The 19,976-nt window shown below is 66.9% G+C and carries 14 protein-coding genes; 8 read left to right on the top strand and 6 right to left on the bottom strand.

Features of this window, described 5'->3' with window-relative positions:
- The first annotated feature begins 80 nt into the window (after positions 1–80).
- The 4 genes from GUI70_RS15410 to GUI70_RS15395 are packed head-to-tail and all read left to right on the top strand — an operon-like array spanning position 81 to position 4,993.
- Positions 81–995: a sugar ABC transporter substrate-binding protein gene (locus tag GUI70_RS15410; RefSeq protein ID WP_161883205.1), complete on the top strand. Its 915-nt coding sequence runs from the start codon at positions 81–83 to the stop codon at positions 993–995.
- Positions 992–2,542, top strand: coding sequence for a sugar ABC transporter ATP-binding protein (locus GUI70_RS15405; RefSeq protein ID WP_161883204.1), 1,551 nt, complete (start codon positions 992–994; stop codon positions 2,540–2,542). The genes GUI70_RS15410 and GUI70_RS15405 overlap by 4 nt, the downstream gene beginning before the upstream one ends.
- Before the next feature lie 16 nt (positions 2,543–2,558).
- A complete protein-coding gene (locus tag GUI70_RS15400; RefSeq protein WP_237724964.1) occupies positions 2,559–3,497 on the top strand; it encodes an ABC transporter permease in 939 nt (312 codons plus the stop codon).
- Positions 3,494–4,993, top strand: coding sequence for a xylulokinase (locus tag GUI70_RS15395; RefSeq protein ID WP_161883202.1), 1,500 nt, complete (start codon positions 3,494–3,496; stop codon positions 4,991–4,993). The genes GUI70_RS15400 and GUI70_RS15395 overlap by 4 nt, the downstream gene beginning before the upstream one ends.
- Positions 4,994–5,139: 146 nt before the next feature.
- On the opposite strand, the gene GUI70_RS15390 is transcribed toward GUI70_RS15395, so the two are convergent.
- On the bottom strand, positions 5,140–5,922 hold the full coding sequence (locus GUI70_RS15390) for a hydroxypyruvate isomerase family protein (protein WP_202630496.1): 783 nt from the start codon (positions 5,920–5,922) through the stop codon (positions 5,140–5,142).
- A gap of 307 nt (positions 5,923–6,229) precedes the next feature.
- Between GUI70_RS15390 and GUI70_RS15385 the strand changes: the two genes are divergently transcribed.
- The 3 genes from GUI70_RS15385 to GUI70_RS15375 are packed head-to-tail and all read left to right on the top strand — an operon-like array spanning position 6,230 to position 9,494.
- Positions 6,230–8,290, top strand: coding sequence for a beta-galactosidase (locus GUI70_RS15385; RefSeq protein ID WP_161883201.1), 2,061 nt, complete (start codon positions 6,230–6,232; stop codon positions 8,288–8,290).
- Positions 8,291–8,343: 53 nt separating this feature from the next.
- Positions 8,344–8,595: a PqqD family protein gene (locus tag GUI70_RS15380; protein ID WP_161883200.1), complete on the top strand. Its 252-nt coding sequence runs from the start codon at positions 8,344–8,346 to the stop codon at positions 8,593–8,595.
- On the top strand, positions 8,592–9,494 hold the full coding sequence (locus tag GUI70_RS15375; RefSeq protein ID WP_161883199.1) for a hypothetical protein: 903 nt from the start codon (positions 8,592–8,594) through the stop codon (positions 9,492–9,494). The genes GUI70_RS15380 and GUI70_RS15375 overlap by 4 nt, the downstream gene beginning before the upstream one ends.
- Here GUI70_RS15375 and GUI70_RS24410 read toward each other — a convergent pair.
- The 3 genes from GUI70_RS24410 to uvrA form a co-directional block, all read right to left on the bottom strand.
- Positions 9,472–9,858 (bottom strand): lasso peptide biosynthesis B2 protein, encoded by a 387-nt coding sequence (locus GUI70_RS24410; RefSeq protein WP_237724963.1) that lies wholly within the window; start codon positions 9,856–9,858, stop codon positions 9,472–9,474. The genes GUI70_RS15375 and GUI70_RS24410 overlap by 23 nt on opposite strands.
- A complete protein-coding gene (locus GUI70_RS15370; protein WP_237724962.1) occupies positions 9,812–10,798 on the bottom strand; it encodes a nucleotidyltransferase family protein in 987 nt (328 codons plus the stop codon). The genes GUI70_RS24410 and GUI70_RS15370 overlap by 47 nt, the downstream gene beginning before the upstream one ends.
- Before the next feature lie 284 nt (positions 10,799–11,082).
- The gene (gene uvrA / locus GUI70_RS15365; protein ID WP_161883198.1) at positions 11,083–13,638 is read right to left on the bottom strand and encodes an excinuclease ABC subunit UvrA; all 2,556 of its coding nucleotides are present in this window, start codon (positions 13,636–13,638) and stop codon (positions 11,083–11,085) included.
- 631 nt (positions 13,639–14,269) lie between these two features.
- Between uvrA and topA the strand changes: the two genes are divergently transcribed.
- A complete protein-coding gene (topA, locus tag GUI70_RS15360; RefSeq protein WP_161883197.1) occupies positions 14,270–16,309 on the top strand; it encodes a type I DNA topoisomerase in 2,040 nt (679 codons plus the stop codon).
- Between the two features lie 107 nt (positions 16,310–16,416).
- Here topA and GUI70_RS15355 read toward each other — a convergent pair whose 3' ends face one another.
- Positions 16,417–18,651, bottom strand: coding sequence for a hypothetical protein (locus tag GUI70_RS15355; RefSeq protein ID WP_161883196.1), 2,235 nt, complete (start codon positions 18,649–18,651; stop codon positions 16,417–16,419).
- 7 nt (positions 18,652–18,658) lie between these two features.
- Positions 18,659–19,810, bottom strand: coding sequence for an ATP-binding protein (locus GUI70_RS15350; RefSeq protein ID WP_161883195.1), 1,152 nt, complete (start codon positions 19,808–19,810; stop codon positions 18,659–18,661).
- Between the last annotated feature and the right edge of the window lie 166 nt (positions 19,811–19,976).

Genomic DNA, 19,976 nt, shown 5'->3' with positions numbered 1-19,976 from the left:
GCCCGACGTCTCGACTGGACCCGTGCCGAGCTGCCCGGGGAGCGATTTTGCGTATGCTGTACTGACCCACAGGAGAAGCCATGCCCAATCGCCGTGCCCGCCATCTGACCGCCGCCCTGACCTTGAGCCTGCTGCTGCCCAGCGCCCTGGCCGCCGATCCCAAAACGGTCGCCATCCTCACGCCCTTTCAGCAGTCGGTGACGACCAACGCCATGATCGCTTCTCTGCAAGATCAGGCCAAGCAGCGCGGCTGGAAGACCAACGTCGTGGACACCAAGGGCGACATGGGTCAGCTCGCCAGCCGGATGGAGGACGTGATCTCGTCAAAGGTCAGCGCCATCGTCATTGTCAGTACCGACCCTAACCCGCTCAAAACCCAGATTCAGTCGGCCAATGCGGCCAAAATTCCGGTGTTCGGCTTGGATAGCGGCTACATCCCCGGCATGGCCATGAACGCCACCAGTGACAACGCCGCGATGGGCAAGAGCATCACCAATCTGCTGTTCAAGGCCATGAACGGCAAGGGCAATCTGGTGGTGCTGACCTACCGCCCCCACCCCGGCGTGCTCAAGCGCACCCAGGCGCTCGACGCGGCGCTGAAAAATTATCCGGGCATTCACGTCGTCACCGAGCAGCAGGTTCAGGTTCCCGGCCCCATCGAGAATTCACGTCAGCAGATGGAGAATATCCTGCTGGCCAACCCCGGCAAGGGAGCCATCACCGCCGTCTGGACCGGCTGGGACGAACCGGCCATCGGTGCGGCGCAGGCCATTCAGGCTGCGGGGCGCACCGGCATCAAAGTCACCGGCATCGACGGCACCAGTCAGGCCACCGACATGATCCAGAAAGGCTCGCCGATCATCGCGACCCTCAAGCAGAACTTTCCGCAGATGGCGGTGCTGGTCGCGCAGCAAATCGACCGGGTCTTCAAGGGCCAGCCGGTCATCGCCACCGAACTCTACGCCCCGGCGTCATTGGTCACCCGCAAACCTTGACCCCGCCCGACGGAGCGCCGCCGCTGCTGATGCTGAGGAGCCTCAGCAAGTCGCTCGGGGATCAGGCGGCGCTGCAAAGCGTGGACCTGAGCCTGCGGGCCGGTGAAATTCACGCGCTGGTGGGCGAGAACGGCGCGGGCAAGAGCACGCTCATCAAGGTGCTGACCGGCGTGACTGCGCCCAGCGGTGGCGAGCTGCGCTGGAACGGCCAGCCGGTGCGGTTTGCTGGTCCGGCGCAGGCGCAGGCCCTCGGCATCCGGGCGGTTCACCAGGAGCGGCAACTGGTGGCAGGCTTCAGCGCTCTGGAAAATCTGTACCTGGGGCGGCCTTATCCGCAGCGGGCCGGGCGAATCGACTGGCGGGCCATGCGCGCAGCGGCGCAGCGGCGGCAAGCGGAGCTGGGCCTGGATCTGCCGCTCTCGGTGCTGGTTCAGGACCTGACGCCGACCCAGCGCACCCTCACCGAGTTGCTGCGGGCGGTGATGCGGCCTGGCCGACTGCTGATTCTCGACGAGCCGACCGCCTCGCTCACCGACCATGACGCCCAGCTGCTGTTCGCGCTGATCCGCCGTCTGAGTGCCGAGGGCTGTGCCGCGCTGTATGTCTCTCACCGGCTGGACGAGGTCCTCGATCTGGCCGACCGGGTCACGGTGCTGCGCGGCGGTCAGGTGGCGGCGGCGTTTGGACGCCGGGAAGCCAGCGCCGAGCAGCTGGTGAGCGCCATGTCGGGTGTGGCCCCGGAGGGCGGCCCGCTGGCAGACCAGCCGACTCCGATCGGTCAACCGCCCCGGCCCCCCGGCGCAGCCTTGCTAAGCGCCCACCACCTCGCCAGCCGTGACGGGCGGGTGCAAGACGTCTCGTTTACCCTGCACAGCGGCGAGATTCTGGGCGTCTACGGGCTGGCCGGAGCGGGCCGCAGCGAACTGCTCGAAACCCTGGCGGGCCTGCGCAAGTCCTCGGCGGGCACGTTGCAGTGGGCCGCGCCCAGGCCGAGCGCCGTGCTGATTCCCGAAGACCGCCGCGCCCACGGGCTAGTGGGGCAGATGAGCCTGCGCGAGAATGTCACCCTGGCCACCCTCGCTCAGCACACCCGGCGCGGCGTGTTGAGCCGGGCCAGTGAGCACCAAGCCAGCCAGCAGGCGGTGGAGCACCTGCACATTCGCGCGGCGAGCGTCGAGCAGCGCGCCAGCGAACTCAGCGGCGGCAATCAGCAGAAGGTGGTGCTGGCCCGTGCCCTGGCACAGCAACCCGGCCTGTGGCTGTGCGACGAGCCGACCCAGGCGGTGGACGTGTTGACCCGCCGGGCCATTCACGCCCTGCTGCGCGACCAGGCGGCACGCGGCGCGGGCGTGATGTTGGTCAGTTCCGATCTGGGCGAACTGCTGGAGGTGGCGCAGCGGGTTCTGGTGCTCAGCGCCGGGCGCAGCGTGGCTTTGCTGGAAGGCGCGGCGCTGACCCAGGACGCTGTCTTGCGGGCCTGCTACGGCCCGGCGGTGGCGGAGTCCGGGGGATCTGGCGGTTCCGGGGCGGTGGCGAATGCTTCCTGAAACGTCTAGGAGCGTGATGTTCACGCGCTGGCTGCGCCGCTACGGCACGCTGGTGGCCGCCGCGTTGATCATCGCCGGCTTCAGCGCGCTCAGTCCCACGGCTTTTTTCAGCGTAGAAAACGCGCTCAACATCTCCCGCCAGATCGCCTTTCTGGTGATCGTGGCGACGGCGGCCACCGTCGTGATGGCGGCGGGCGAGTTCGATCTGTCGGTAGGGGCGCTGGCCAGCCTCGGTGGGGTGGTGGCGGCGCAACTGGCGGTGCGGGGCGTGCCGGTTGCGCTGTGTTTCGCCCTGGCCGGGCTGGCCGGGCTGGGCACCGGTCTGGTGAGCGGCCTGCTGATCACCTCGTTTCGGCTGCTCTCGTTTATCACGACGCTGGCGGTGGGCACGGTCCTGGGCGGCCTGACCTTCTGGTTGACCGGCGGCTCCACCGTTTTCGAGAACATTCCGCCTGCCTTTCCGGCGCTGGGCCGGGCAACGCTGCTGGGCATCCCGGCCCTGTCGCTGGTGACGCTGGCGGTCATCGTCGCCGTGTGGTTTTTGCTGACGCACACCCCGCCGGGCCGCCGCATCTACGCGGTGGGCGGCAACGAGAGCGCCGCCCGAATCGCCGGGATCAACACCGGGCGCTCCAAGACGCTGGCCTTTGCGCTGTCGGGCCTGCTGGCGGCCTTTACCGGAGCGCTGCTGGCCTCGCGGCTGGGATCGGCCCAGCCCACCGGCGGCAACGGCCTCTTTTTGCCCGCCTACGCGGCGGCCTTTCTGGGCATGACGGCCTTCAAGGACGGCATTCCCAACGTGTTCGGCACGCTGGTGGGAGCGGTGATCATCGGCGTGCTGGCCAACGGCCTGACCATCTTGCAGGTTCCGACCTACCTGCAAGACGTGATCACCGGCCTGATCGTCATTCTGGCCGTCACCGTGCAGCGGCTCGGCACGGGCGCGCGGCAGTGAGCAATCCCGCAGGGCGTGAGCAGGCAGTGGCGGCGCTCGACGTGGGCAGCAGCGCCGTCAAGGGCGTGGTCCTCAGCCGCAGCGGGGAGGTGCTGGCCGAGCATCAGGTGGCCCTCGTCACGCAGCGCCCCGCGCCGAGCCAGGTCGAGCAGGACCCACAGGCGTGGTGGCAGGCCTGCCGCGAAGTGGTGCGGGCCTGGCAGGACAGCGGCGTGCAGCTGGGCGCACTGTGCGCCCTGAGTCTCAGCGGCCAGATGCAGGACTTGGTGCTGACCCGCCGGGGCACGCAGACCGGCCCCGCCATCCTGTACTCGGATACCCGCGCCGAGCTGGAAGCCGATGAGTTGACGGCGCTGCTGGGCGCTGATCCGGCGCAGGTGACGGGCAATCCGCACGGCGGCGCGTCCATCCTGCCCAAACTGCTGTGGCTCAAACGCCACCGTCCGCAAGTGCTGCTGGAACGGCCCCGGCTGCACATCGGGGCCAAGGACGTTGTGATCGAGCGGCTGTGCGGCGCTCACGTTACCGACCACACGGCGGCGGCCACCACCGGGCTGTATCACCTGGAAAGCTCAAGCTGGATGGCGGCGTGGCTCCCCCAGCTGGGCCTTGATCTTCAGTTGCCTGCACTGTGCTGGCCTACCGCCCTGGCCGGACGGGTCCACGCGGCGGCGGCGGCTGAGCTGGGCTTGCCGCTGAACCTGCCGGTGCTGACCGGCATCGGTGACGCGGGGGCCACGGCGCTGGGCGCGGGCCAGGCCCAGCTCGGCGAGCGCCACGTCTACCTCGGCACCAGCGGCTTCATCGGGGTGGTGACGCGGCCTGAAGCGGCCCGCCCTGGGGTGTTCCGGCTGCCGCTGCTGAGCGCCTCGGCCGTTCTGGCGGTCGCCCCGCTCACCAATGCCGGGTCGGTCTGGCGCTGGGCGGCGCAGGTCTTTGCGGGCGGTGATGATGCGGCGCTCGAAGATCTGGTGGGCCGCGCTGCGCCCGCCCGCTTGCTGTGCTTGCCTTATCTGGCCGGTGAGCGCTCACCGGTCGACGACCCGCAAGCGCGCGGGGTCTACCTCGGCATCGGCAGCGAGACTGGCCCCGGCGATCTGGCGCGGGCGGCGCTGGAGGGCGTGGCTTACGCGCTGCGGGCCACCGCCGAGCCGCTGCGGGCCACCGCGCGACCCGGTGGCGGCGAGGCCCTCACGCTGCTGGGCGGCGGGAGCCGCAGCCCGGTGTGGTGCCAGATCGTCGCCGATGTACTGGGGACGGACGTGCTGGTGCCGCAGCAGGCCTCGCTGCTGCCGGTGCTGGGCAGCGCCTATCCGGCGTTTGCCTCCCTGGGCTGGAGCGACTCGCTGGCCGCCTACCGCCAGCAGGTCCTCGGTCGCCAACCTGCTCGGCGCTTCCACGTCGACGCCGCGCGTCGTGACCTCTACACAGCCGAGTTCGGGCGCTTCCAGCAGCTGTATCCCGTGACTCGGCCGCTGTTTCACCGCACGCTCTGAATCCATTCGGTTGTGCGCTTGGGAACCGCTGGCCGGGCCGCCTGGAGTCGGCCAACACCGGGCCGACTCACCTCGACAACTTCCCAGAAGTCGCCTGAACCACATCAAAGACAGACTTCCCAAAAAACGTGCTGCCCCCGCGTCCCTCAGCCGAGGTGTGCCTGACACAACTCGAAGGTCTGCCGCAGCGCCGTGGCCGGATCACCGCCGGGAATGAATTCGTGCGCGACGAAGCCGCCGAAGCCCGTGTCACGGATGGCCCGCAGCACCGGAGCGTACTGGATCTCCTGCTGATCGTCCAGGTCGCCACGCCCAGGATTTCCGGCGGTGTGGTAATGCGCGATGTGGTCCTGCTGACGCCCGATGGTCCGGATCAGATCGCCTTCCATGATCTGCATGTGGTAGACGTCGTAGAGCAGCTTGACGCGCGGCGAGGCCACCGCCTCTACGACGCCGACGCCCCAGTCGGTGCGGTCGGCCTGATAGCCGGGATGGTCGACGCGGCTGTTGAGCAGTTCGAGCACCAGCGTCACCCCCGCGTTCTCGGCGTGCGGTGCCAGGGTTTGCAGCGCCTCCACCGCAGCGTCGTGGCCGGACGATTCGTCTGTGCCGGAGCGGTTCGGGCTGTGGCGGTTGCCGCTGAAGACGATCAGGTTGGGAATGGCGTACTGCTCGGCGAGGCGCAGATTGGCGAGGAGTTCTCGCTCGATGCGGCGGTGCTGCGTGGGGTCGTTGAGGCCGTGGGTGATCGAGGCGTGGCCATTCACGGCGGCGATCTGAAGGCCGAACGACTGGGCCAGCGGCCAGAGGGCCTCGTCGATGAGATCGACACCCGCATAGCCGGTGTCGGCGGCGGCGCGCAGCAGGGCGGCGGGGTCTGTGTGGGGCCGGTGAAAGCTCCACCAGGCGAACGACTGCAAAATACTCACGGCTCCCACTCTAGCCCGGCACGGATCTCCGGCAGGTCGCCCGCCCCGAATTGACACGGTCACCGCCTTGACCTACTCTCTGAAAAATTATCCTCCCGCGCGTCTTGACCAGGAACGACAGGCTGCTGCACCTCCATCTCTCCCGTCGGTCAGCCCTGAAGGGTGACGGGTGACTGAGAGTTCACTTGCTGGATAAGGGCCTCATCTGCTTTGCAGTGCTGCAGGTTTCCCTGAGAACGCCTGACTGTTCCGCGCGGTCTGAAGACAAACGGTGCTGTAGCCATGAATCCTTCTTCAGGAGAATCCGATGACCAACCTGTTCAACCCCGACCAGCTCCTTTACGGCGGCGACTACAACCCTGAGCAGTGGCCCCCCGAGATCTGGCGCGAGGATGTGCGGCTGATGCAGGAAGCGGGCGTCAACTTCGTCTCGCTGGGTATCTTCTCGTGGGCCAAGCTGCAAGCCGGGCCTGAGGCCGCCTTCAATTTCGGCTGGCTTGACGAGGTCATGGCCCTGCTGCACGCGGGTGGCGTAGGCATCAACCTCGCCACCGCCACCGCCAGCCCACCGCCCTGGCTGTTCGTCCAATTCCCCGATGCCAGACCGGTCACCTGGGACGGGGTGCGCCTGGAAGTCGGTGGGCGGCAGCTCTACTGTCCCAGTCATCAGGGCTTCCGGACTGCGGTGCGAGCATTGGTGCGGGCGATGGCGCAGCGTTACGGCGACCACCCGGCGCTGCGGCTGTGGCATGTCAACAACGAGTACGGGTGCCATATCAGCGAGTGCTACTGCGACTTGTGCGCCGAACAGTTCAGAGGCTGGCTGCGCGGACGTTACGGCGACATCGACGCGCTCAATGCCGCCTGGGGCACCGCCTTCTGGAGCCAGCAGTACCATCGGTGGGCCGAGATCCAGCCGCCGCGCCAGGCTCCGACCTACGCCAACCCGGCCCAACAACTCGACTGGCGGCGTTTTTCCAGTGACAACCTGCTGAGCCTCTACGAACTGGAAGTGGCCGTGCTGCGCGAGCTGACGCCGCACGTGCCGGTCACGACCAACTTCCTGGGTTTTCTCAAGAATGTCAACTATGTCCAGTGGGCCAGCCGTGAGGACGTGGTCAGTCTGGACGCCTACCCCGATCCCGCCGACCCACACAGTCATGTGGAGGCCGCGCTGCAATACGATATGGTGCGCTCGCTGGGCGGTGGGCGGCGCTGGCTGCTGATGGAGCAGGCCACCAGCGCTGTCAACTGGCGAACCCGCAACGCGCCCAAGCGGCCTGGATTGATGCGGCTGGATTCCTTGCAGGCCGTGGCGCACGGAGCCAGCGCAGTGATGTATTTCCAGTGGCGGGCGTCCAGGGCCGGGGCCGAGAAGTACCACAGCGGCATGCTGCCGCATGTGGGCGAGCAGTCGCGGACCTGGCAGGAAGTCAAGGCCCTCGGCGCGGAGCTGCGCGACCTGAAAGGGCTGGCGCGGATGGGGGTTCCTACAAAGGTGGCCCTGCTGTTCGACTGGGAGAGCTGGTGGGCGCTGGAAATCGACAGCAAGCCCAGCGCCGATCTGCGCCAGATGCCGGTGGTCTTGAAGTACTACGCGGCGCTGCGGAGCCTGGGGCAGAGCGTCGATCTGGTCTGGCCTGGCAGCGATCTGAATGGGTACGCCGCCGTGATCGCGCCGAACGCCTACCTCCTGACGGCCCAGAGCGCCGGGAATCTGCGCTCGTTCGTGCAGCGCGGCGGCCACTTGGTGCTGGGACCGTTCAGCGGCATCGTGGACGAGCATGAGCAGATCGGGCTGGGCGGCTACCCGGCGCTGCTGCGCGATGTGCTGGGGGCCTGGGTGGAGGAATGGTTGCCGCTGGCCCCCGGTGAGACGCTGGGCCTGCGCCTGGAGGATGGCCGGGAAGCGCGGGCCAGCACCTGGGCCGAGAAGCTGCATCTCAGCGGTGGCCGGGCACTGGCGCAGTTCACCGAGGATTACCTGGCGGGCGGCGCGGCCATCTCCGAGCATGTTTTTAGAAAGGGGCGGTCGTATTATCTGGCCGCCGATCTGGCGCGGGAGGACATCGCCTGGCTGCTGCGCCGCGCTCTCGCGGCGGCGGGGGCGGCCGTCAGCGATCTGCCGCTGGAACTGGATGTGGGCGTGTCGAGCGGCGAGGATGGGTGGGTGCTGAGCCTGCTCAATTTTCACCGCACCGCCACACTGCACCTTCGACTTCCCGAGGGCGGGCGCGAGCTGAGCGGCGAAGGCAGCCTGGCCTCGGCGCTGGCGCTGGCGCCGCTGGCAGCGCGGTTCGTGCGCTATGACCGCCCGATTGTACCCAGCGACGTGCGCGTCGTGGCGAGCGACCCGGCCCACGACTGAGTCGCTCGCGCTGCCCTGCGCTGGAACCGACGCGGGTCAGGTACAGTCTGGGCATGTGGCAGGCCAACGCTGAAGTTTTAGTGACCGCTCTGGACGACGAACTGGTACTGATGCATCCCACCAGCAATCAGATGTTCAGCCTCAATCCCTCGGGTCGGCTCGTCTGGCAGGCCCTGCCCCGGACCGAGGCGGCGCTCGCTGGATTGCTGACCGCTCAATACGACCTTTCCCCAGAGCAGGCAGGCCAGGATGTCCACGCGCTCCTGCTGGACCTTCAGAATCGTCAGCTGGCGTTCCTGACTTGAGCACGGCGCGGCCTTTCCTGCGCTGGCAGAGCCTCGATCTGCAGGTCTCCTCGGCGCTGCCTCCTGAGCTGGACATTCAGCTCCGCGAGTTCTGGCAGACCCGGGCAGGCGCGACCGGCCGTGAAGTCTCCCTGACGTTGGGGCCGCTGCCGCCGCCCCGAGATGCCGTGACCCAGCGGGTCAGCTTGCTGGAGCGGCCACTGGAGATCCGGGTGGCCGCCGACGAACTCTGGCTCGGCGAGCAGCTCTGGGCGCGGACCGGGCCGCTCAACGCCGAGGTTCGCTGCCGTCCGGACGGCGCGTCGCCCGAAGTGTGGGCGCTGATGTTCACTGAGCTTCACCGCGCGGGCGGCTGGCTGCCGCTTCATGCGGCGGTGGTGGCTTCCGGGTCACGGGCCGTGGCGATCACTGGGGTCAGCGGCGCGGGCAAGAGCACGGCGGCGCTGCGGCTGTCCGCCGCCGGAATGCAGGTCATTGCCGAAGACCGCGCCTTCTGGCATCCGGCGAGCGGCGAGATCCGGGGACTCGACACCCACCTGCGGGTCTACGACGACAGCCTGGCAAGGTTCGCGCCCGAGCGGCTGCCCGGCGCTGTGGCCTGGGAGCGCGACGGGCACGGCAAGCTCCGCATACCGCTGCAAACCGGTTCGCCGCAGGCCACCCGATTGGTTCAGCTGCTATTGCTCCGGCCCGCTGAGCTGGACCTCCTCACGCCACCGGAGCGGGTGCGGGTGCTCTGGGAAACCACCGGGGTGCCGCTCACCTTCACGGCCCGCCAGCAGGTTCAGCGCGGCGTGGCTCAGTTGCTGAGGCTGCTCTCGCCGCACCCGCTGACGCGCGAGCAGGTGGAGCCTGCGGTGCGCGGCCTCCTCGCATTCACTTCGCCGGCGGAAAGCTGAACAGTTCACGGAAGCGGCGGCGGTTATCCGGTTCGTTGTAGGCTTCAATGTGGCCCCAGTCGTCCTCGATCCAGGCGTGGCCGTACACCCCGCTTGGTCCTGCCGCCACCCCACTCACGAAGCGCACCGGGTGACCGCTGCGGCGCAGGCTGCGGTAACTGGCGTAGGCACGCGGCACGCAGATGCCCCGGCGTTTCTGGCGGGGATAGAACAGCGTGGCCCACCAGCCGACGACCATGATCCGGTCCTGAAGCGTGCCCAGCGGCAAGTGGCGTGCCGGGCCGCCTGGGGTCCAGCGGCGCAGATGTGCTTGCGGATCAGCGCCCCGCGCCGTGGCCGCGCGCGCCGCCAGCGTGTCGAGCAATGAAATGGGCAGCAGGGGCCACCCCCGCTCCAGATCGGCCAGCCGCGCGCCAGCGGGCCAAGCGGGGGTGAAGGCCGTCGCCGCGCAGCCCGGCCAGAATGATGGGCCGGGTCCGGGTCGGGTCGAGGATCAGCCGCCCCGCCGAGGGATCGCACACCTGCCGGAACGCGGCCCAGGTCTGCGCCGCGCCCAGCTTCGCCGCGTGCCCGGCGAGGTCGGCCATGCTCAGCCCGTGTCGCCCGCACAGCACCTGAAGGTCAAGGTAGTCGGCAGGTTTGAGGCCGCCGCTGTCGCCGCCCCAGCTGCGCGCCAGCACCACGTTCAGCACGGCGTCGTCGAGCGGATGGGGCAGCCGGACGGGAAAGCCGTCCCAGTCCAGTCGCTGCGCCCGCCGCCACAGACCGGTGGTGAGTGCCCGCGCCTGCTGCAACGTCACGCCGGACCGCAAGCTCACCACGCAGCGGTGAACGTCCAACCGCACGTGCCCGCTGGGGCTGAAGAGGTGCATGGTCTCGTGGGTCCAGATCGAGGGATCGGCGTGCTGCCCATCGCTGCGCCAGCCGTGCGCCATCGCCAGGTGGGCGGCCCGCCAGACGACGCTGGGCTGCTCCGGCAGCAGGACGTCCACGTCACCGTAGATCCGCTCTCCAGTTGAAGCGTAATCGAATTCCGCCAGGGAAAACCCCTTGAAGAGCAGGGCGTCGATGCCCTCGCCCGCCCAGACGCGCAGCAATGCCCTCAGCTCGGCCCGGACCTGAGCGTGCCGCAGCCCCATATTCAGGGCGTCGGCGTGCAGCGCCGCGCGCAGCGGATGGTGGTGCGGCAGCCTCGAACGCAGCGCACCGCCCAGATTCGCCGCCCGAATGGCGAGCAGGTCCTGTGGACCGGCGGTTTCCGGCTGGACCAGCACCCGCTCCAGGATGCTCAGCTGTGAGGTCATGGTTATCCGCGCCGCCCGGGTGACACTGCACCCTGAGACGGCTTCAGACGCCCGCCTGGCACACCGGCAGACTGGACCGAACAGGCCACGTGGCGAGGGGTCTTGTCAGCGTCGGTCAGATCGTTCATCAAAGTTCTCCCTTCGAAACGTTCAGGACCGTTCTGACAAAGGTGCTGTCTTTTTCGCGCCGCCCGAATTCCGTCTGGCGCTCCGTAGCACGGCGTCACCCAGAAGCAGAGCGACCAAAGGTGAGGAGCACTGCGCCGGACCTGACCGCCCACTCATCATCTCCGTCTCTTAGTCAGCTCCGCTTCACCGAGGGCCAGCGCCAAGTAAGGCGCGGTCCGGCTGCCCTGCGTCCGTGCAACCTGCTGGGGCGTCCCCTGCGCCACGAGCTGGCCCCCCTCGTCGCCCGCGCCGGGGCCGATATCAATCACCCAGTCGCTGCCGACGACGAGTTGCATGTCGTGCTCCACGGCGATCACGGTGTGCCCGGCCTCGACCAGCCGGGCGAGCTGGCGGGCCAGGCGTTCCACGTCGGCGGGATGCAGGCCCGTGGTGGGTTCGTCCAGGATATAGAGCGTCTGTCCCCGTCCGGCGCGCTGCAGTTCGGTGGCCAGTTTGATGCGCTGCGCTTCCCCACCGGAAAGTTCAGTGGCGGGCTGTCCCAGCCGCAGGTACCCCAGGCCCACCTCGCGCAGGGTGTCCAGGCTGCGGAACACTGCCGGATCGTTCCGGAAAAAATTCCAGGCGTCGTCCACTGTCATGCCCAGCACCCCTGCGATGGTGCGGCCCTGATACTGCACTTCCAGGGTCTGGTCGTTGTAGCGCGTCCCGTGGCAGACCGGGCAGGGCGCGTACACACTGGGCAGGAACAGCAGTTCAACCATCACCCAGCCCTCGCCCTGGCAATGTTCGCAGCGCCCGCCCTTGACGTTGAAGGAAAAACGCCCCGCCCCGTACCCGCGCTCGCGGGCCAGCGGGGCCGCGGCGAACAGCTTGCGGACGTGATCGAACAGGCCGGTGTAGGTCGCCATGTTGCTGCGCGGCGTGCGCCCGATCGGCTTCTGGTCCACCTGCACCAGCCGCGTCAGTGAGGCCACGTCGCCGCCGAGATGTGCAGCGGCGGCGGGCGACTGGGTATCGCCAAGGTCTTCGTCATCCTGTGAATCACCGACCTGCCCGTTCTTCTCCTGACCGAGGTGGGCCGCCAGCGTCTCGGCCAGTACCTGACTGACCAGCGTGGACTTGCCTGAACCCGAGACACCGGTCACACAACTCAGCACGCCCAGCGGAAACCGGACACTGAGATTTTGCAGGTTGTGGCGAGTCACGCCGCCCAGTTCCAGCCAGCCGGTGGGCAGGCGTGGCGGCCGCGCTTCCTGGGTAGCGGTTCTGAACAGGTACTCGGCGGTTTTAGAATTCTCCACGTCCCGCAGCCCTTCCGGTGGCCCGCTGTAGAGAACCTCACCGCCCTGCTCCCCGGCTCCCGGTCCGACGTCCACCAGCCAGTCGGCGCGGCGCACCACGTCCAGATCGTGTTCCACCACGAACAGCGAGTTGCCCGCCGCCTTCAGGCCGCCCAGCGCCGAGAGCAGCGCCTCGGTGTCGGCGGGATGCAGCCCGGCGGAAGGCTCGTCAAGGACGTACACCACGCCGAACAAGTTGGAATACAGCTGGGTCGCCAGGCGCAGCCGCTGCAACTCGCCGGGCGAGAGGGTGGGCGTCGAGCGCTCCAGTTGCAGGTAGCCCAGCCCGAGGTCCAGCAGCACACTGAGCCGGGCGACGAGGTCCTCGGTCAGGCGCTGCCGGGCCAGGGCCTGCTCGGGGCGCTGCTGGACGAGCTGCGCGTGCCCCTCCTCCTGCCCGGCGGCGTAGGGGCGCATCAGCGTGGCCACCTGTTTGAGCGGCAGGCGCGAGAACTCCGTGATGTCGTAGCCTGCGAAGCGTACGGCCAGCGCTTCCGGGCGCAGCCGTTTGCCATGGCAGACCGGGCACTCCGCCGAGATCATGTACTGCTGCACCCGCCGCCGCATCGCCGCGCTCTCGGTGCTTGTGAAGGTGTGCAGGACGTGCCGCCGGGCACTGCTGAAGGTGCCCAGGTAACTGGGTTCGAGCTGGCGTTTCACCGCCTTCCGGGTTTCCTCGGGACTCAGGCCTGGATACACCGGCACCACCGGCTGCTCTTCGGTGAACAGGATCCACTCGCGGGTCTCCGGTGGCAACTCGCGCCACGGCACATCGACGTCGATGCCCAGCGACACCAGAATATCGCGCTGGTTTTGCCCGCCCCAGGCCAGCGGCCAGGCCGCGACCGCCCGCTCCCGGATGGTGAGCGACGGCTCGGGAACCATCGAGGCCTCGGTCACCTCGTAGACCCGGCCCTGGCCATGGCAATTCGGACAGGCCCCCTCGGGCGTGTTGGGCGAGAAGCCCTCTGCGTACACGATGTCCTGCCCCGGTGGGTACGTTCCGGCGCGCGAGTACAGCATCCGCACCAGGTTCGACAGGGTGGTTACGCTGCCCACCGAGGAACGGGCGGTGGGCGCGCCGCGCTGCTGTTGCAGGGCCACCGCCGGGGGCAGGCCCTCGATGGCGTCCACGTCGGGTGCGCCCACCTGATGGAACAGGCGGCGGGCGTACGGTGAGACCGATTCGAGGTACCGCCGCTGCGCCTCGGCGTACAGCGTCCCGAAAGCCAGCGAGGACTTGCCTGACCCGGATACACCCGTGAACACCACCAGCGCGTCACGCGGCACCCGCAGCGAGAGGTCTTTGAGGTTGTGTTCCCGCGCGCCGCGCACCTGCACGAAACCGGAAAACTCGGAGGGGATCGACATGGCCCAGGCAGTATGGCCGGGTCAGCTGGGCCGGTCACGCGAATCGCAAGAATCACTGAAGTTCTGGAACAGCGACACGGCGTCCGGAGTGGGTACGGCCCTGGGCGGCATCTCAACCCACCGGCCACATCAGTCGCCTGTTCGGGAGGAAAGGGGTATATGGCCTGCTCTGCCCACTCTGTTGCCTGGCCGCCTTCACCCCTCTTCGTTCATTGTAGAATATGTACCGGGTGTTCTGTTTGTACGAGAGCAGTGGTCCACTACCGTCAGCCTGCTTCTTCTGGTTCAAGCGGACCTGCACCTTGTTCACTGCAACGAGAACCCGCCTCTCACGCACGCCCCCTTCCGAGGAGAACGACAGTATGGCCCACTGGATCACCGGCTGGCCCAATGGGCACTGCGGAATCTGGCATCGTCGAGAACAGCCGCTCAGTCTTGGTCCGAGCGGCTTCCTCGGCGAGAACAGACGTTCCGCAAGACGCCTCCCTTCTCCTGTAGGGTCCGTGCGACTCAGGACGTCACCGCTCACCAGCATTGACATCTGCCGCGTTTGCGGCAGTCGAACTGGAATCAAACAGGATGTCGCTCGGCGTGCCAAGGCCCCGGTGCGCATCATTCGAGATACATCACCATGAAACTTCTGATTGTCGAGTCACCCGCCAAGGCCAGAAAGATCCAGAGCTATCTCGGTCAAGGCTGGCAAGTCCGTGCCTGCCTCGGCCACGTCCGCGACCTTCCCAACAGCAAAGACGTGCTGCCCGAGCGCTACAAGGACGCGACTTTCGCCAAGCTCGGTGTGGATGTCGAGAACAATTACGCGCCGATCTACGTGGCCCGCAAGGACAAAGCCCAGACCATCAAGGATTTGAAAGCACTCGCCAAGTCTGCTGAGGCCGTCTACCTCGCCGCTGACCCGGACCGCGAAGGCGAAAGTATCGCCTGGCACCTGAGCGTCCTCCTCGGCCTCGGCAAAGACGCCAAAAGAGTCACCTACCAGGAAATCACTGAACGGGCCATCCGGCAGGCCGTCGCCAATCCCAGAACCATCGATTTCCATCTCGTCGCCGCTCAGGAGACCCGACGCGTCCTGGACCGGCTGGCAGGATACGGCGTCTCACCGCTGCTCTGGAACGCCGTCGGCGGCCCGCAGTCGGCAGGCCGGGTGCAGTCGGCGGCCCTGATGCTCCTCTCGCAGCGTGAACAGTCCCGGCTCAGTTTCGTTGCCTCTGCCTTCTGGCGGGTAGGCGTGGTGGTGGCAAGTCAACCTGCCTTCAAAGCCCAGGTCACGGCGATCAGGGGCACGGCGTTGGCGACCGCCGCCAGTTTTGGCGCTTCAGGCCAACTCAAGTCCGGTCTGGATGTCATGCAACTCGATCAGGAAAAAGCCACGCAGCTCATCTCGTATCTGAACCGTCAGCAAGCCGTCGTCGGTGCCGTGACGCTGAGTCCAGTGGTGCGCCGTCCACCGCCGCCGCTGACGACTTCTGGACTGCAACAAGCGGCCAACGCCAAACTTAAGCTCGGTGCGGCCCAGGTCACCAGACTCGCCCAGAGTCTCTACGAGCAGGGGCGAATTACCTATATCCGGACCGACAGTCCGCACCTGTCGGACGAGGCCATCCATCTGGCCCGCGAGGCGGTCGCCACCCGTTTCGGGCCGTCCGCTTTACCGCAGGAGGGACGTCAGTACGCCACCAGAAACCAGAATGCCCAGGAAGCCCACGAGGCCATCCGCCCGGCTGGAACGTTTGCGGTCCCGGAACAGACGGGCCTCAGCGGAGACGAGCTTGCGCTCTACCGTCTGGTCTACGAGCGCACCCTGGCTTCGCAGATGCGGGACGCCGTGGGGGAGAAGACCGCAGTGATGCTTCAAGCGGGTGTGGTCACACTGCACGCTTCCGGAGTCGTGCTGACCGAGAAAGGCTTCACGGCGCTGTATGACGATCAGGACAGCAGCGATGAGGAACAGGCCTTGCCCAAGGTGCTGGTGGGTGAGCGTTTCTCTCTCAAAGACGCCAAGGCGGAGGAGAAGAAAAGCAGCCCCCCGGCGCGGTTTACGGAAGGCAAATTTGTGCAGGTCATGGAGAAAGCCGGGATCGGGCGGCCCAGCACCTACGGCGCAACCCTGGAGACACTGCAAAAGCGCAACTACGTCGCGTTGCGAAATCGGCAATTGCATGTCACGCCGCTCGGCTTGCTGGTGGCCAGTTACCTGATGAAGCAGGTGCCGCAACTGGTCAATGCTGAATTCACGGCCCAGATGGAGGGTGATCTGGACAGGATTGCCAGTGGAACGCTCAGCCGCGTGGCGTATCTGGACAGCATCTGGAAAGCCACGCTTTCACCGGCTATTCGCGCCGCTCAGCTTTTTTCGCCGCGGTATCCCTTGCCGCATCTGGAAGCGGTCCTGGAAGTGCGCGGCGGCGTGGCGGGACTGGTCGTCAGTGGCAAAGGCGTCGCCTTACCCGACAACGTACTGCCGGAAGATCTGACCCCGCAGACCGTAGCGGCGCTGATGGACGGCACGTTCAAGGCGTCCAAACCCAAAACATCCGACGCGAGCGAGCGCGCTGTAAGTCAGCCTGCCAAACGCACGAACGGAGCGGCTAGCAGGAAAAAACCAATCACCGCGTCCACCACCAAGCGCCGCAGGAGCACGGGGACGAAGTGAATTCATTGCGCTATCGGCTCTGTTCAGTGCCAGCAGTCGCTCTGTCCGGGACTGGCCGTCCAACCGTTTCGAACTGACGGTTGGTCCACGGTCGACCTGAACTTGCGCTAGCGTCTACGGACCGTGAACACCGGCGCAGTGGTGTGAAACGGCAGGCGGGCATTCCTGGGCAGCAACCAGGCATGCGGACGGCCGGACTTGACCTCCACTTTTTCCCAGAAAAGGCCATCGGTCAAGATCAACAGCGGTGTCGAGAGCGGCACCGATGGGAAACGCAGATCTGAGGACGGCTTTGAAAGAGAATCGAGCAATTCCACGCCGTCCTGCAATTCAGTGCCGCCCCCGCCGCTGAGCCTCACCGCCTGCCTCAGAAGCCAGGGACTCATTACCCCGTGGTCCGTGGCCAGCGTGTCGCAGGAGATGAGCCTGAGCGCCCCGATCTCCAGCACTGCGCAGGTCTGCACGATGGTCCCCAGGCCTTCCTGAAGCGTTTCGTCGTCCATGCTGGCCGAGGTGTCGGCGATCACCACCAGTTGCACCCCGCTGCGCTCCTCATTACGGAAGCTCGGCAGCGCCATCTGACTATCAGAGGAGGTGCGCCGAGAGAGCCGGTCCCAGCGTGCCTTGCGCTGGGGTCTGGGGTAATGCGTCGAGGTCCATTCCAACAGCTTGGGCCGCCAGGCCACTGGGTCGGCGGCCACCGCCCGCAGTTCACGCACCAGCCCGCCGTGACCTTCCCCGGCGTTCCGCAAAAAGGTGGCCTCCTCCAAGCCACGCCCAATGGCCTTTCTCAGCGCTTCTTCCTCGTCTTCGGTGAGTGCCGAGGCGTTCTCGTCATCGGCGAGAAAGTCGCTCAGCCCCGCGCCACGCGAACCGGTCAGGGAACGTTCCCGCACTTGCCTTTTCAGGAGTTCGGCGTAGATGGCCTCCGCACTCCCCAGGCGCTCGAGTTCAGCGTCGCGGTTGGGCTGGGGATCAAGCCGGGAGCTGAGCGGCGGCAGACCGAGTTCGTCAAACCACGCCTCGTTGATCATGGTGCAGGCGGCTGACCACAGCACGGCGTGGCGGTGCTGGCCACGTTCCGGTTGCCGCAGCGCCGCCGACACCACCAGTCGGCACAGCACGCGCGCGAGGTCGCCACCCTGGCCGCGCTCGGCGTTCATGACATTGACCACGATCTCACCCCAGGGTCGACCTGGATGGGGCCGGGGATCGTAGGCCGCCAGCCGGATGCTCAGCCGCTCAGCCGTGCGAGGATCGAGGTCAAGCCGCAGCATAGAGCGCAGGTGACGCAGTTCGGGCAGCAGCGTGTCCAGATGGCCCCAGGCCGAGAGCCATTTTTGGACACTGGATTCCACCGACGTCTTCTTGGGATGCCCGTGGCCCAACACGGCGGCCTGGATGGCAGCAGCGGTGTCTTGGAGGCTGAGTTGCAGGGCGTTGGTGCGGGCGTTGGGCCTGATAATGGCCGGGTTGTCTGCCGCTCTCAGCAGGCCAGCGGCCAGTCGAGTGTCTTGCAGGCGCTGTTCGGCGCGGTACTTGAGTAGCTCCAGGGTCTGCTGCTGACGGGCCTGCGCCGCTTTGTCTACCAACGCTTTCATCTCCGGGTGGTGCCATACCGCGCCGCCCAGGCCTTGAAGTGCCCGCAGGCGGGCAGCGTCCTCGTCGTGCCCAAGGGTGCTCAAGACGGGATGCCAGGCGAACGGCCACAGGGCTGGCCCCCAGGGTTCGACCTCTTGCACCATGACTTCGCTCGCTTCGAGCCGTTTGAGGTTGTCGGTCAGCTTGAGGCGAGCAGGCAGCGCCTGAATGGCTGCCTTGTCTGGAAAACTGGCGGACACGCTGAGACTGAGCGCTGCCGACACCAGCCGCAGCGGCTCAAGAAGTCGCCCTGCTTTCAAGGCCTGTTCCTGCGTCTGGAAGCCCTGTGCCTCCAGCCTCATCATCAAGAGGTCGCTGGCCTGCACGATCAGCGCTGGGTTCCGGCGCACCACCGTCAGATAAGCCTCACGCAGCCAATCACCCCAGGCGGCCAGCTCGGTGATATCCAAGCCGACTACCTTCGGCAGCACTTGTGTGCCCGCAGTAGGAACCACACTCCAACCGCAAGGTGAGACGAGGACGGGACCGCTGATGGGCAAGAGTCCCATGAGTTCACGGTCTGCGGCGTTGAGTTGCTTGAGGGCCTGCTGACCGAAGCGGCGGGTGGCGTTGCGTTGACGCGGCCACTGGGAACTCAGGAGCTGGATGATGACCTGAAATTGGCCGTCGCCCAGTGCAGTGGCTCCGTCTGGGCGCTGGCGAATGTAGGGCCTGGGCGAGTTAAATTTCGGCCGGGTCATCTGGGCCTCAGTTTCCGCTGCTGGCGGTGGTCTGAAGCAGATCGTCCAGAAACCAACCCGGCAGCAGCGCCTCACTTTCCTTGCCGACCAAAAAGGCCTGCAAGGCTTCCGGTGCCCGCAGTTCGGTTTCCCGCAGGACGCGCGTAGCCTGCTCGGCCAGCAAGCGGCTGCCCGCATTGAGCTGGGTTTCCAGAGCAGGTAACTCGCTCACCAATTTGCCCCGCAGCTGACTGAGTACCGTCAGCAGGGTCAGGCGGTCAGCGGCATCGAAGGGTGCGGTCAACTCGCCGCGCAAGATTGGCTCCAGCCGGATACTGCGGGCCTGAGTCATCCACCAGTTGGCCAGCAGCACGGCGTCATTCTCGGAAACGGCCCCGCTGGCGATGGTTCGCAGGGTATCGCTGGCCTGTCTCAAACCGGCGGCGTCGCCGAGAGCCGCCTGCTCCAGCGCGGCGGGCCAGCCAAGACTCTGAGCCGACAGGGCGCGGGCCAGCATCACCCAGGCACGCGGCGAGGTGCTGATCTCGCCGTCGTCGCCGGGCCGCCCAACGAGTCTGTTCAGGCCGCTCTGCTGAATGTAGCGGGCGATCAGCGGCTCCAAACGCTCGCGCTCCTGACGCTCAGTAAACCAGCCCAGCCAGCTGCGGGTGTTCTTCAGCCGGAACTGCACGTGCAGCAGCCGGTTCATGATCGGCGCGAGCAGCGGTCTGGCTCCCGAGTTGGTTTCGGGCGGATTGCCGATGCACACCACGATGGAATGTTTGGGCAGCACCACGTTGCCGAGTCGGCGCTCGTTGATCAGTGAGAACAGTGCCTTGATGGTACTGACCTCGGCGGCGTTGAGTTCATCGAGCAGCACGAAGCTGGGCTGTTGCGCCTCGCCCGCAAGTGGGTGATGGAGCAGTTCGTGTGGCGGGCAGCGCACCGTGGTGTTGGTACCGGGCAGAAAGCGGGGCACCAGCAGGTCGGTGGCGTCCATCATCGGCGCGACCAAATTAAAGAAATGGTAGCCGTAGTCCTGGGCGAAGCGGGTGGCCACTTCAGTCTTGCCCAGGCCGGGCGGCCCCCACAGCATCACCGACTGGCGATCCCCCAGGTCGAGCATCAAGTCGCCAAAGCTGTCATGGTCGACGGCAGGAAGTTTATTGAGATCAATCATGCGGCTCCAAGCGGGACAAAGACGGTGACGGCAGTGCCCAATTCCCCTTATTCTGCGGCCGAAGCAGCGTTGACGCATCCGCCATTGCCCTTACTGCCGTAGAGCCTCTGCCCGTTGCTCGACCAGTGGGGTCAAACGGGCAGGCCGAATGCGGACCTGAGGCTCG

Origin of the sequence: Deinococcus alpinitundrae, from assembly GCF_009982895.1 — a bacterium.
GTDB lineage: Bacteria > Deinococcota > Deinococci > Deinococcales > Deinococcaceae > Deinococcus > Deinococcus alpinitundrae.
Note: the sequence above shows the minus strand (reverse complement) of the source record. Positions and strands in the feature narration are given on the sequence as shown.

Excerpts from the sequence above, each read along its gene's own strand:
- GUI70_RS15380 (WP_161883200.1), top strand. The coding sequence starts at position 8,344 with ATGTGGCAGGCCAACGCTGAAGTTTTAGTGACCGCTCTGGACGACGAA.
- GUI70_RS15385 (WP_161883201.1), top strand. The coding sequence starts at position 6,230 with ATGACCAACCTGTTCAACCCCGACCAGCTCCTTTACGGCGGCGACTAC.
- GUI70_RS15410 (WP_161883205.1), top strand. The coding sequence starts at position 81 with ATGCCCAATCGCCGTGCCCGCCATCTGACCGCCGCCCTGACCTTGAGC.
- GUI70_RS15400 (WP_237724964.1), top strand. The coding sequence starts at position 2,559 with ATGTTCACGCGCTGGCTGCGCCGCTACGGCACGCTGGTGGCCGCCGCG.
- GUI70_RS15350 (WP_161883195.1), bottom strand. The coding sequence starts at position 19,810 with ATGATTGATCTCAATAAACTTCCTGCCGTCGACCATGACAGCTTTGGC.
- uvrA (WP_161883198.1), bottom strand. The coding sequence starts at position 13,638 with ATGTCGATCCCCTCCGAGTTTTCCGGTTTCGTGCAGGTGCGCGGCGCG.
- GUI70_RS15355 (WP_161883196.1), bottom strand. The coding sequence starts at position 18,651 with ATGACCCGGCCGAAATTTAACTCGCCCAGGCCCTACATTCGCCAGCGC.
- GUI70_RS15370 (WP_237724962.1), bottom strand. The coding sequence starts at position 10,798 with ATGACCTCACAGCTGAGCATCCTGGAGCGGGTGCTGGTCCAGCCGGAA.
- topA (WP_161883197.1), top strand. The coding sequence starts at position 14,270 with ATGAAACTTCTGATTGTCGAGTCACCCGCCAAGGCCAGAAAGATCCAG.